This window comes from Microbacterium sp. NPDC077391 (assembly GCF_040686955.1).
Lineage (GTDB): Bacteria > Actinomycetota > Actinomycetes > Actinomycetales > Microbacteriaceae > Microbacterium > Microbacterium commune.
The window spans coordinates 167,173-180,185 of record NZ_JBFBMI010000004.1 but is presented as its reverse complement, the minus strand read 5'-3'; the positions used below and the strand labels follow the sequence as shown (position 1 = coordinate 180,185).

At 70.2% G+C, this 13,013-nt stretch carries 10 protein-coding genes and 1 tRNA gene; 2 read left to right on the top strand and 9 right to left on the bottom strand.

Annotation, left to right across the window (positions count from 1 at the left end; translation table 11 throughout):
- Positions 1-14: 14 nt before the first annotated feature.
- From rplA to AB0O65_RS11775, 5 genes are all read right to left on the bottom strand, one after another.
- Entirely contained in the window at positions 15-704 is a 690-nt protein-coding gene (gene rplA, locus AB0O65_RS11795; protein WP_071643821.1) for a 50S ribosomal protein L1, read from the bottom strand.
- Between the two features lie 11 nt (positions 705-715).
- Positions 716-1,147, bottom strand: a complete 432-nt coding sequence (rplK, locus tag AB0O65_RS11790) for a 50S ribosomal protein L11 (protein WP_071643823.1) — start codon at positions 1,145-1,147, stop codon at positions 716-718.
- Between the two features lie 164 nt (positions 1,148-1,311).
- Positions 1,312-2,310 carry a transcription termination/antitermination protein NusG gene (gene nusG / locus AB0O65_RS11785; RefSeq protein WP_071643825.1) on the bottom strand — a complete coding sequence of 333 codons (999 nt, stop codon included), beginning with the start codon at positions 2,308-2,310 and terminating at the stop codon, positions 1,312-1,314.
- A 57-nt stretch (positions 2,311-2,367) separates the two neighbouring features.
- Positions 2,368-2,637 (bottom strand): preprotein translocase subunit SecE, encoded by a 270-nt coding sequence (gene secE, locus AB0O65_RS11780; protein WP_071643832.1) that lies wholly within the window; start codon positions 2,635-2,637, stop codon positions 2,368-2,370.
- A 36-nt stretch (positions 2,638-2,673) separates the two neighbouring features.
- A tRNA-Trp gene (locus tag AB0O65_RS11775) sits at positions 2,674-2,746 on the bottom strand.
- A gap of 198 nt (positions 2,747-2,944) precedes the next feature.
- On the opposite strand from AB0O65_RS11775, the gene AB0O65_RS11770 reads away from it, so the two are divergent.
- Positions 2,945-4,789, top strand: a complete 1,845-nt coding sequence (locus tag AB0O65_RS11770; RefSeq protein WP_363385330.1) for an HSP90 family protein — start codon at positions 2,945-2,947, stop codon at positions 4,787-4,789.
- Positions 4,789-7,599, top strand: coding sequence for a hypothetical protein (locus tag AB0O65_RS11765; protein WP_363385327.1), 2,811 nt, complete (start codon positions 4,789-4,791; stop codon positions 7,597-7,599). The genes AB0O65_RS11770 and AB0O65_RS11765 overlap by 1 nt, the downstream gene beginning before the upstream one ends.
- A 201-nt stretch (positions 7,600-7,800) precedes the next feature.
- Here AB0O65_RS11765 and poxB read toward each other — a convergent pair whose 3' ends face one another.
- From poxB to AB0O65_RS11745, 4 genes are all read right to left on the bottom strand, one after another.
- On the bottom strand, positions 7,801-9,525 hold the full coding sequence (poxB, locus tag AB0O65_RS11760) for a ubiquinone-dependent pyruvate dehydrogenase (RefSeq protein WP_363385324.1): 1,725 nt from the start codon (positions 9,523-9,525) through the stop codon (positions 7,801-7,803).
- Between the two features lie 26 nt (positions 9,526-9,551).
- Positions 9,552-9,986 (bottom strand): pyridoxamine 5'-phosphate oxidase family protein, encoded by a 435-nt coding sequence (locus AB0O65_RS11755; protein WP_071643840.1) that lies wholly within the window; start codon positions 9,984-9,986, stop codon positions 9,552-9,554.
- 99 nt (positions 9,987-10,085) lie between these two features.
- Complete coding sequence (locus tag AB0O65_RS11750) at positions 10,086-11,447, bottom strand: NAD-dependent succinate-semialdehyde dehydrogenase (RefSeq protein WP_191712791.1); 1,362 nt, start codon at positions 11,445-11,447, stop codon at positions 10,086-10,088.
- 68 nt (positions 11,448-11,515) lie between these two features.
- The gene (locus AB0O65_RS11745; RefSeq protein WP_071643874.1) at positions 11,516-12,985 is read right to left on the bottom strand and encodes an NAD-dependent succinate-semialdehyde dehydrogenase; all 1,470 of its coding nucleotides are present in this window, start codon (positions 12,983-12,985) and stop codon (positions 11,516-11,518) included.
- Positions 12,986-13,013: the final 28 nt, after the last annotated feature.

Below are 13,013 nucleotides of genomic sequence, written 5' to 3'. Positions count from 1 at the left end.
CGCGTCGATCAGCGTCAGATGGCGTTGACGTCCAGCGGGATGCCGGGGCCGAACGTGGTCGACACGGCACCCTTCTGGATGTAGCGACCCTTCGAGCTCGACGGCTTGAGGCGGACGATCTCCTCGAGGGCGGCGCCGATGTTCTCGTTCAGCTGCTCAGCGGTGAACGAGGCCTTGCCGACGATGAAGTGCACGTTGGCGTGCTTGTCGACACGGAACTCGATCTTTCCGCCCTTGATCTCCTCGACGGCCTTGGCCGGGTTGGGGGTCACGGTGCCGGTTTTGGGGTTGGGCATCAGACCGCGCGGGCCGAGCACCTTGCCGAGACGACCGACCTGGCCCATGAGCTCAGGGGTCGAGACGGCGGCGTCGAAGTCGGTCCAGCCGGCGGCGACCTTCTCGATGAGCTCGGTGCCGCCGACCTCGTCTGCGCCTGCGGCGATGGCGGCCTCAGCGGCTGCACCGTTCGCGAACACGATGACGCGGGCGGTCTTGCCGGTGCCGTGCGGGAGCATGACGGTGCCGCGCACCATCTGGTCGGCCTTGCGGGGGTCGACCGCGAGCTTCAGCGCGACCTCGACGGTCGAGTCGAACTTCGCCGAGCCGGTCTCCTTCGCGAGGGCGACAGCCTCGGTCGGGGTGTAGAAGCGGTCTTCCTCGATCTTCGCGAGGGCCGCCTGGTATGCCTTGGACTTGGTAGCCATTGTTATCTCCCTCAGCCCTCGACCGTGATGCCCATCGAGCGCGCAGTGCCCTCGATGATCTTCGATGCGGCGTCGATGTCGTTCGCGTTCAGGTCAGCCTGCTTCTGCTCGGCGATCTGACGGACCTGGTCCTTGGTGATCTTGCCGACCTTGACGGTGTGCGGCGTGGCCGAAGCCTTCGCAACACCCGCGGCCTTCTTGATCAGCTCTGCCGCCGGCGGGGTCTTCAGGACGAACGTGAAGCTGCGATCCTCGTAGACGGTGATCTCCACCGGGATGACGTTGCCGCGCTGCGACTCGGTCGCGGCGTTGTACGCCTTGCAGAACTCCATGATGTTCACGCCGTGCTGACCGAGCGCGGGGCCGATCGGCGGCGCCGGGTTGGCTGCACCGGCGTTGATCTGGAGCTTGATCAGGCCGGTCACCTTCTTCTTGGGTGCCATGATTTTCCTTTCATCGAGCGGATGCCCAGGGCATCCCTCTCCCGCGTCCCCGGCGTCTCCGGGGTGCGGTGCCGTCTGTGCTCGCGCACAAACCACAACAGTCTACCGCACGCAGAGCGCCCCGCCGGCCGAAGCCGACGGGGCGCACTGCAGACGACGGAGCGTCAGAGCATCTTGGTGACCTGCTCGAACGACAGCTCCACCGGCGTCTCGCGCTCGAACAGCGAGACGAGGACGGTGAGCTTGCCGCTGGCGGCGTTGATCTCGCTGATCGTTCCGGGCAGACCCGCGAACGAGCCCTCCTTGATCGTGATGGTCTCGCCGACCTCGAAGTCGACCTCGGCCGCCATCGGGCGAGCCACGGCGACGCCGCCCTTGGCCGCGATGGACTTCGCGGTGGGGACGTCCTTGACCTCGACGAGCGACTTCAGCATGTTGAACGCCTCTTCGAAGCGCAGTGGGGTCGGGTTGTGGGCGTTGCCCACGAAGCCGGTCACGCCGGGCGTGTGGCGCACGACCGACCAGGTGTCCTCGGTGAGCTCCATGCGCACCAGCACATAGCCGGGGATGCGCACGCGGTTGACCATCTTGCGCTGGCCGTTCTTGATCTCGACGACGTCCTCCATCGGGACCTCGATCTGGTAGATCTCGTCCTCGACCTCGAGCGTCGACTTGCGCTGCTCGATGTTGGCCTTCACCTTGCGCTCGAAGCCGGCGTACGAGTGGATGACGTACCACTTGCCGGGGAGCATGCGCAGGTCGGCGCGGAACGCCTCGTACGGGTCCTCCTCGGCGGCGGCGTCGTCGTCGACCTCCGGGCCGTCGTACGGGGTGACCTCGTCGGCCGCAGCCGCCTCGGCCTCGGCGGACTCCTCCGCCACAGCGTCGTTGAGGACCTCGGCGGCTGCTTCAGACTCAGCCGCTTCGTCCAGGTTCAGAGCGTCGTTCACGATCGCGTCCGCCTCCGGGTCTTCGATTTCGATGTCGTCGGTGTCGTCGTACTCCACGTCGCTCTCGCCCTCGATGTGCAGAGCGTTGTGCTCGGCAGCGGAGGACGACTGCTCCTGCTCGGCGAGCACATTGCCCTCCTGGGCCTCGTCCTCTTCGCTGGACTGCTCAGCGGCGGTCGCCCAGTCGGCGTCGTCGGAATACTTGTCAGACACTTTGCTTCTTTCCAATCGCTGCGACGGTCCGGGGCGCGGAGCGTCGACGTGGGTTCATCAGCTCAGCGGGACTCCGAAGACGTAGTGCGCTCCGGTTCCGAAGATCCAGTCGAGTCCGTAGACCAGACCCATGACGATCAGCACGAAGACGAACACGACGGTGGTGAACTTGACGAGTTCCTTGCGGGTCGGCGTGACGACCTTGCGCAGTTCGCTGATCACCTGGCGGAAGAACAGGGCGATACGTCCGAAGAAGCCGAGCTTGCTGTCGCGCAGGGCGTAGGTGCCCGAGGCGGCGATGTCGCCGCGAACGTCGTCCTGGTCCATGCACGTACCTTTCGTGAGCCAGCATGCGCTGACGCGCAGGGCGGACAGGAATCGAACCTGCAACCTGCGGTTTTGGAGACCGCTGCTCTGCCAATTGAGCTACCGCCCTAGAGGCCGGTGGGCCTCGGAGTCCGCCTCCTCGCCGCGGCCCTGGGGCACGGTGAAGGATGCAGACGACTGCCCCTCAAGTGTACGGCATCCGGAACCGTCGGCCGAACCGGCGCCGACACCCGCGTGAGTCGCGAGTGTCGGGCAGACTGGGATCCGTGGGTCGCTACCGGCTCAGGAAGCCGACGAGAGGGGCGCAGTGGGCGCGGATGTGCAGCAGTTCCAGGTGGATCTCCGCGGAGTCGTCGATCTGCTGAGCAGGCACATCTACTCCGGCCCTCGCGTGTACCTGCGCGAGCTGCTGCAGAACGCTCGGGATGCCATCGCCGCCCGCTCCGAGGTGGACGGCGGCGGCACGGGAATCCGGGTCACCCCGCTCGCCGTCGACGGCGGCGAGTTCGTGCTGCGCGACGACGGCGTCGGACTGACGGCGAGCGAGGTCGCCGACCTGCTCGCGACGGTGGGCCGCACCTCGAAGCGCGACATCTTCGACATGCCCCGCAGCGACTATCTCGGACAGTTCGGCATCGGGCTGCTGAGCTGCTTCATGGTCTCCGACCGCATCGTCATCCGCTCGCGCAGCGCGCGTGGGGGTGCGGGGGTGGAGTGGACCGGCAGCTCCGACGGCACGTTCCAGGTCGTCGAGCTCGACGAGGAGGTGCCCGTGGGCACCAGTGTGCACCTCACGCCCCGCTCCGAGCACGCCGATCTGCTCCGCCCGGCCGCGGTCAGGCAGCTCGCGCAGGACTTCGGGGAGTTCCTGCCCGTGCGGATCACGATCGCGATGCCCGGCGGCGACCTCGAGGTCACCCGCCCCGCGCCGTTCCTCGGCGAAGGAGACACGCAGGCCGCACTCGCGTACGGTCGCGATCTGATCGGCGCGACCCCGATGGACATCATCGAGATCTCGGAGCCGGCCACCGGAACCCGCGGGCTCGCCTACGTGCTCCCGTTCGCGCCGCCGCCCAACCTGCGGCAGGCGACGCGCACCTATCTCGGTCGGATGCTGCTCGCCGACCGCTCGACGGAGGTGCTGCCCGACTGGGCGTTCTTCGTGCGCGCGGTCGTCGACACGACCGGCCTCTCCCCCACCGCCAGCCGAGAGTCGCTCGTGGAGGACGACGCACTCGAGCACGTGCGCGAGCAGCTCGGCGCCGGCATCCGCCGGTGGGTTCTCGAGCTCGGGCTCACCGCCCCGCACCTGCTCACCCAGTTCGTCGCGGTGCACGAGCTCGGCCTGAAATCGCTCGTGCGCCACGACGACGAGCTCGCCCGCTTCATCACGCGCTGGCTGAGCGTCGAGACCACCCACGGCAGCGTCCGAATCGGCGACCTCGTCGAGCGCCACCGCCATATCCGCTACGCGCGCACCGTCGACGAGTTCCGGCAGGTCGCGGGGATCATCCCCTCCTCCGAGGTGCTCGTCAACGGCGGGTATCTGCACGACGCGGATCTCATCGCCGAGCTTCCCGCGCTGTTCCCGGAGGTGACGGTCGAGCAGATCGACGTGACCGGCGAGCTCGACCGGCTCGACCCGCCCCCGCTCGATGACCGGGAGGCGGCGATCGCGCTGGAGGCGCGGGCGGGCGCGGTGCTCGCCGCATCCGGATGCGCGGTGATCGTGCGCGCGATCGACCGCGCGGACCTCAGCGGCCTGTACGTCGCCGACCCGCGGGTGCTGCGCGCGATCGACCGCGGCCGCACCAGGGGAATCGCGGGCGGACTGTGGGGCGGGGTGCTCGCGCGGATCGACGACACGGTCGGCGATGCGGGCGATGACGACGTGCGCGCCCGGCTGTGTCTGAACTGGTCGAACCGCGTCGTGCGCACCCTCTCCGCGGTCGACGACGACGCCGTGTTCGCGCGCACGGTGCAGCTGCTGTACATCCAGGCGCTGCTCGCCGGCCACCACCCGCTGACCGATGCCGACCGGGCGCTGATGACCACCGCTCTGACCGACCTGGTGGCACTGTCTGCCGGCGTGCGAGACGATTTCCCCTTCGACGGGCTCGACCTGCCGGACGCTTTCACCGAGGAGCCCTGATGACCGACCGCACGACGCGCTTCCGGCAGCTGCTCGGCGAGATCGACAGCACCCCCTGGGGCCCGCACGAGCAGTCCCTCACGGCGGAGGCCGTCGCCCTCGCGCAGGAGCTCGGCGACGAGCAGCTCGAGTACCAGGCGCGCATGCGGCAGACGGCGTCGGCGAACATGGGCGGGCTCACCGACGTGATGCTGACCTCGTTCGCATGGTGCCTCGCCCACCACGACGCCGACCCGCTGCGCTTCCCGCTCGACATCGACAACGGGGCCGCCGACCTCATGTGGCAGTTCAAGTGGATGGCTGCGACGCTGCGCGCGTCGCCGGTGTTCTCGAGCGAGCAGATCGCGGCTGTGCTCGACGACATGGAGGCCCACTACCGCCGCGCCGGGATCGGCATGAGCGGCGTGCTGACCGCCCGCTTCGAAGACGCCTGGGCCTCGGGTCGCATCGACGAGGCCGAGCGGCTGCGGGGTCTGCTCGAGACGACACCCCGTGACGACTACAGCCACTGCGATGCGTGCGGGCGCAGCCAGAACGCCGGCTTCTTCGCCGCGACCGATCGCGACGAGCAGGCGATCCGCCTGGTCGAGGAGATGATCGAGGGCGGCTTCTCGTGCGGCGAGGAGCCCGAGCACGCCCTGTCGCGCGTGCTGCTGCCGTATCTGCGCGCCGGCCGGCTGGACGACGCCAGGTCGGCGCACCTGCGCAGCTACCGGCTCGCGAAGGACAACCCCGACAACCTCGGCATCGTCGCGAACCACATCGTGTTCGCCGCGGTCACGGGCAACGAGGCGCGGGCGCTCTCGCTCGTCGAACGTCACCTGCCGTGGCTGGCGCACGACCCGCTGAACGTCGACGGGCACTTCGCGCTGCTCTCCGCGATCGCGTCCGCCCTCGATCGCGTGGTCGCCGTCGGCCACGCGGACGCGACGGTGCGCGGCGCGGACGCCGCCGGGCTCGCGCCGTTCTTCGGCGACCGAGAGGGCGGGTGGACGGCATCCGCCCTCGCGGATGCCGCGAGCGCCGCCGCCGACCGGATCGGGGCGGAGTTCGACGCCCGAGACGGCTCGGACTGGCATGCGCAGCGCCGGGCCCGCATGCGCGCCCTGGCGGACACGCGCTGGGATGTGCCGGTCCGTTCCGACGCGTTCGCGGTGGACGCGCCGTCACCCGAGCCCCAGGATGCGCAGGGCTGGTACGAGCGTGCGATCGCCCTGGCCGGCTACGGCTCCGAGCAGGACGCGCTGGCCGCGGCGGACCGCGTCGGCGACCGCGCCGATGGCGGGCTGGCCGACGCCGAGAAGCGGGCGCGGCTGCTGGGTCTGCGAATCGGTGCGCTCACCTCGCTCGCGCAGTGGGACGCGGCCGAGGCGCTGCTGCCGCTGCGCGGGGAGGCGCTTCGGGAGGCCGGGCACCCGCAGCAGGCAGACCTGGAGGCCCGCCGCGGACTCGCGCTGTACGGGCGCGGCGACGTGGGCGACCATGCGAGCCTCGAGCAGGAGTGGGCGGATGCCGCCGGCCTGCCCTCCTGGTCGCGCGGGGACATCGCACTGACCCTGGCGGCGCTGCGGCTGAGAGGTGACGATCCCATCGGCGCGGTCGAGCTCACCGAGCACGCCGCCGTGTGCTTCGCCGAAGCCGACGACGAACGGCTGGTGACGGCGAGCCGGATGCTGCGCGCCATGGCATGGGTGGCTCAGGGGGAGATCGATCAGGCTCACGAGATGCTCGAGTCGCTGCTGGCCGACGACGCCCTGAACCCCGGCCACCGGGCGCGCCTGCTCGAGATGCGCGCACGACTGCTCGGCGGGGCGGGTCGGCTGGAGGAGGGCGCCGCCGATGCGGACACGGCGGCCGGCATCCTGACCTCGCTCGGCGCGATCACGACGCTCGCAGAGACGCAGATGCTCGCCGGCGCCCTGTGGGATGACGCCGGACACCCCGATCAGGCCGTGCCGCGCTACCGCGCGGGAATCCGCCTGATGCGCGAGCGCGACGCCGACGTCAGCGGCGCCGACTTCCGGCTCGGCCGCGCGATGCTCGCCGCCGGCCACGCGGCCGAGGCTGCCGAGCTGCTCGGCGATGTGCTGCAGCGCGAGGAGGACGGCGGCGCGTCTGCGGCGTCGCGGGCGATGACCGCCGCCGTACTGGGCCGCGCTCTCGCCACCGCCGAGGAGTACGGCCAGGCGATGGGCGCGTACGGGTACGCGGCCGAGCTGCACGCCGAGGCCGGCGAGCCCGCAGAGCAGGCGCTGGTGCTCACCGAGCAGGCGAAGATCCTGGCGCGATTCGGCGAGCATTCCGACGCTCGCGACCTGCTCGAGCAGGCGGCCGCGCTCGTGCGGCCCACCGACGCGATCGGCGCCCTCGTCGAGGTGCTGCACAACCTCGGCCAGTCGTACGGCGGCGACCGCGATGAGCGCGCGTTCGCGCTGTTCGACGAGGTGCTCGCCCTCGCGGTCGAGCACGAGGCGGACTGGCTGGTCGCCGACGTCACCGACTCGCGCGGCCGCGCGCTGATCGAATTCGACCGCATCGACGAGGCGATCGCCGCGCTGCTCACCGCGGCCGACGGCTTCGCGGCGATCGGGGATGCCGGGTCGGCCGGCGGTTCGGAGCTGTTCGCCGCCCGCACGCTCGCGGCGGCCGAACGGCTCGACGACGCCGTGCCGCTGTATCGCAGCGTGCTCGACAGAGCTGCGGAGTTCCCCGCGCTGCGTCAGGTCGCCGCTCTCGAGCTCGGCGATGTCCTCGACAAGCTCGGCCGCACGGGCGATGCCGCGCAGGTGCGCACGCTGCTGGACGAGTAGGTCCCCCGGCGCGGCATCCGGCATCTCGACTCATCCGAGGTAGGCGAACACGCGAGCGCAGGACGAAACACCCGGATTCTCTCCTACCTCCGCCTGTTCACCTGCGCCGCCGCGGGCAGGCAAACAGGCGGGCAGGCAAACAGGCGGGCAGGCGAACAGCCGACGCTCCGTGACGCACGACCGGGCGCGCCGGACGGCGCGTCAGAAGAGCTGACGCCAGTTGGCCTTGGCGAGGTCGAGCAGCTCATCGCCTCGTCCCGACATGACTGTCCGGATCGCGTACAGGGCGAAGCCCTTCACCTGCTCGGCGCTGACCGACGGCGGCATCGAAAGCTCCTGCCGCTCGGTGACCACGTCCAGCAGGGCCGGCCCGTCGTGTGCGAGCACCTCGGCCACCGCATCCAGCAGATCCTCCGACCGCTCGACCCGGCGCGCGAAGATGCCCAGCGCCGACGCGACCGCCGCGAAGTCGGGGTTGTCGAGGTCGGTGCCGTAGGTGACGAAACCGGCTGCCTTCATCTCGAGCTCGACGAAGTTCAGTGACGAGTTGTTCACCACGACCACCTTCACGGGCAGGCGGTTCTGGGTGATCGTGATCAGCTCGCCGAGCATCATCGCGAGTCCCCCGTCTCCGGCGAGGGCGATCACCTGCTGATCGGGCCTCGCGGTCTGCGCACCGATCGCGTGCATGATCGCGTTCGCCATCGAGCCGTGGGTGAACGAGCCGATCAGCCGCCGCCGCTCCGTCATGGAGAAGTAGCGCGCGGCCCAGACCGTCGGCGAGCCGACATCCGCCGTGAAGATGGCATCCGACGCCGCAGCCTCATCGATCAGCCGGGCGAGGTACTGCGGGTGGATCGGCGCCTTGCCGCGAGCCGGCACGGCCAGCTCATCCAGCTTCGCCCGCGTCTTGCGGTAGTGCGCGACGGCGTCGTCGAGGTGCGAGCGATCGCTCTTCTCGGCCAGCCGCGGCAGCAGCGCACCGACGGTGGCCTTCACATCGCCGACGAGGCCGAGATCGAGCGGATGCCTGCGCCCGAGCTGCGAGCCCCGGATGTCGACCTGGATCGTCGTCGCGCGCTCGGGGTAGAACTGCGTGTACGGAAAGTCCGACCCGAGCACGAGGAGGACGTCGGCCGCCTCCATCGCACGGAACCCGGACGCGAAGCCGAGCAGGCCGGTCATCCCGACGTCGAACGGATTGTCGTACTCGATGTGCTCCTTGCCCCGCAGCGCGTGCACGATCGGCGCGGCGAGCCGGTCTGCCAGAGCGACGACCTCGTCGTGCGCACCCTCGACTCCGGCCCCGGCGAGGATGGTCACCTTCCGTGTGCTATTGAGCAGCGTGGCCGCCTGCTCGAGCTCTGCCGGGCTCGGGATGATCACGGGATTCGTGCGCGGGATGACGACGGCGCGGTCGTCGGCGATCTCGGCGAGGGCGACGTCTCCCGGGATCACCAGCACCGCCACGCCGCGCTGCTCGATCGCCGCGCGCATCGCGATCTCCATCAGGCGCGGCATCTGCGTCGGGTCGGCGACGTACTCCACGTACACGCTCGACTCGCGGAACAGCTCCTGCGGGTGGGTCTCCTGGAAGTACCCGGTGCCGATCTCGACCGTGGGGATGTGGGCGGCGATCGCGAGCACGGGCACCCGAGACCGGTTCGCGTCGTAGAGTCCGTTGACGAGGTGCAGGTTGCCCGGGCCGCAGGATCCGGCGACCACGGCGAGGTCACCTGTGAGCGCGGCATCGGCAGCCGCGGCGAACGCCGCAGACTCCTCATGTCGCACATGCACCCAGCGGATGGCGCCGTCCTTGCGGAGCGCGTCGGTGAAGCCGTTGAGCGAGTCGCCCGGGATGCCGTAGACCCGGTCGATGCCGTTGGCGCGAAGCGTGCGGACCATGTTCTCAGCGACGGTCGTCATGCCTCGACCCTACGCCCGCCCGCGGATCAGTACTCGGCGACGCCGTAGCGCTCCGGCTCACCGGTGCGCCGGAACGCCCGTCCGCTCACCGTGGTCGGCTCGATGCGCACGTAGTTGTACTTGAGTGTCGGCACCCACGGGGTCAGCCCCAGCCGGTCGGCGGCCTCCCGCTCGTCGAGGGTGTCGAGCGTGCGTGCCCTGCCGCGCACGATGACGCTCCAGGCGTCGGCATCCGTGTGGTCGTCGACCTCGAAGATCACCTCGTCGTTGACGGTCAGCTCCACCAGCTTGCTGCCCTCCGCGGTGCGGAAGACGATCGAGGCGCCGTCGGTGACGTAGTTGATCGGGAAGATGTCGATGACGTCGCCCACCCGGGTCACCAGGCGCCCCAGCTCGAAGCCGCGAAGGCGCTGCCAGCATTCCTCTTCGCTCAGCCGGACGACCGGATCCTCGGTGGTCATGACGCGCTCCTTCCGCCTGGTTCGAGACTATCCCCGAAGACGCCGACGCGGTACGGGCGGATGTCGCCCGTACCGCGTCGATGACGGTGCCGGTGATGCTCAGGCGGTGCGGATGAGCTTCTTGTTGACGAACTCGTCGGCGGCCAGCAGACCCAGCTCGCGCGAGGTGCCGCTGCGCTTCACCCCGCCGAAGGGCAGCTCGGGGCTGTCGGCGAGGGCGATGTTGACGTAGACCATGCCCGCCTCGATGCGATTCGCGACGCGCTCAGCCTGCTCGGCGTCGGTCGTGAAGACGTACGAGCCGAGGCCGAAGGCGGTGTCGTTGGCCAGCTCGACCGCGGCGTCCTCATCGGCGACGCGGTAGACGACCGCGGCCGGGCCGAAGAGCTCCTCGCGGTACACGTCCATCTCCGGCGTCACGTCGGCCAGCACGGTGGGTGCGAAGAACGCGCCCTCGCGGGTGCCTCCGGTGAGCACCCTCGCGCCCTGAGCGACAGCCGTGTCGACCTGCTCCTGCAGGCGCTCGGCGGCAGCGAGCGACGACAGCGGGCCGAGCACGGTGTCCTCCTGCGTCGGGTCCTCTGCCGAGACGGCAGCCAGCGAGGCGACGAACTTCGAGGTGAACTCCTCGTACAGCTCGTCGACGATCACGAAGCGCTTCGCGCCGTTGCACGACTGCCCGTTGTTGTCGAGGCGCGCGTCGACGGCGAGCTGCACGACCGAGTCGAGGTCGTCGGTGGAGAGCACGATGAACGGGTCGGACCCGCCCAGCTCGAGCGCGACCTTCTTCAGGTTGCGCCCGGCGACCTCGGCGACGGCGGCGCCGGCGCGCTCGGAGCCGGTGACCGAGACGCCCTGCACGCGCGGGTCGGCGATGATCGTCGCCGCCTGCTCGTTGGTGGCGTAGACGTTGACGTACGCCCCCTCGGGCAGACCGGCATCGCGGTAGATGGCCTCGATCGCCGCAGCCGACTCGGGGCACTGCGGGGCGTGCTTGAGGATGATCGTGTTGCCGATCGCGAGGTTGGGAGCGGCGAAGCGGGCGACCTGGTACGCCGGGAAGTTCCACGGCATGATGCCCAGCAGCGCACCCAGCGGAGCGCGGCGCACGAGCGCGCTGCCCTCGCCGACGATCTGCAGCGGCTGGTCGGCCGTGATCACCTCGATGTTGTCGGCGTAGTACTCGATGATGTCGGCGGCGAACTCGACCTCGCCGACCGCCGCGGCGATCGGCTTGCCCATCTCGCGCACGATGATCGCGCCCAGCTCGTCCTTGCGCTCGCGGTGCAGCTCGGCGATGCGGCGGATCACTCCGGCCCGGTCGGCCGGAGCGGTCGCGCCCCACACCTTCGCGGCCGACGCGGCCGACGCGACGGCCTGCTCGATCTGCTCGTCGGTGGCGGTGTCGTAGCTGGCGACGGTCTCGCCGGTGGCCGGATTGACGACGGCGTAGTCGGTCATGTCGGTTCCTCTCGTAGGGGCGGATGCTGAGGTGGGCCCGCGACCAGGTCGCGGGCCCACCTCGCGGGTCAGCTGTTCGGAATCAGGGTGTACTTGGTGGACAGGTACTCGTGGATGCCCTCGGCGCCGCCCTCACGGCCGATGCCGGACTGCTTCACACCGCCGAAGGGAGCCGCGGCGTTCGAGACGACGCCCACGTTCAGACCCATCATGCCCGTCTCCAGCGCGTCGATCATCCGGTGGCCCCGGGCGAGGTCCTCGGTGAACACGTACGAGACGAGTCCGTACTCGGTGTCGTTCGCCAGCCGCACGGCCTCTGCCTCGTCGGCGAAGGTCGCGATGGCGAGCACGGGCCCGAAGATCTCCTCGCGGAGGATCGCGCTGCCGGCGACCACATCGGTGAGCACGGTGGGCTCGTAGAACGTGCCGGCGCCCTCGACGGCCTTGCCGCCGGCGAGCACGCGGGCGCCGCGGTCGACGGCGTCGCCCACGAGCTCCTCCGCCTTGGCGACGGCGTCCTCGTCGATCAGCGGGCCGATGGCCACGCCGTCTTCGGTGCCGCGGCCGATCTTCATCGCCTGCACGCGCTCGGACACCCGACGGCCGAACTCCTCGGCGACGTCCTGGTGCACGATGAAGCGGTTGGCTGCGGTGCAGGCCTGTCCGATGTTGCGGAACTTCGCGGCCATCGCGCCGTCGACCGCCTTGTCGAGATCCGCGTCCTCGAAGACGACGAACGGGGCGTTGCCGCCCAGCTCCATCGACACGCGCAGGATGCCGTCGGCCGCCTGTGCGATGAGCTTGCGACCCACCTCGGTCGACCCCGTGAACGAGAGCTTGCGCAGCCGCGGGTCGGCGATGATCGGGCCCGACAGCGCGCCGGAGCGCGAGGTCTGCACCACGTTGACGACGCCGGCGGGCAAGCCCGCCTCCTCCAGCAGCTTCGTGAAGAAGATGGTGGTCAGCGGGGTCAGGGCCGGGGGTTTGATCACGACGGTGCAGCCGGCGGCGAGCGCCGGGGCGATCTTCCGGGTCGCCATCGCGAACGGGAAGTTCCACGGGGTGACGAAGAACGACGGGCCGACCGGGCGCTGCGACACGATCATCTGACCGGTGCCCTCGGGGTTGCTGCCGTAGCGGCCGCTGATCCGCACGGCCTCCTCGCTGAACCAGCGCAGGAACTCGCCGCCGTAGACGACCTCGCCGCGGGCCTCGGCGAGCGGCTTGCCCATCTCGAGGGTCATCAGCAGCGCGAGGTCCTCCTTGTGCTGCTGCACGAGGTCGAAGGCGCGGCGCAGGATGTCGCTGCGGGTGCGCGGGGCGGTGGCCGCCCAGGCGTCCTGCGCGGCGACGGCCGCGTCGAGGGCCCGGATGCCGTCGGCGGGCGTCGCGTCGGCGATCGACGCGATCACCTCGTTCGTCGCGGGGTCGCGCACGTCGAAGGTGCGCCCCTCCTCGGCATCCGTCCACTGCCCGCCGATGAAGAGGCCGCCGGGGACGCGGGAGAGGAGTTCCTGCTCGTTCGATGCGAGTGTCATGGTCATCTCGATTCTGTGGGAAGGATGG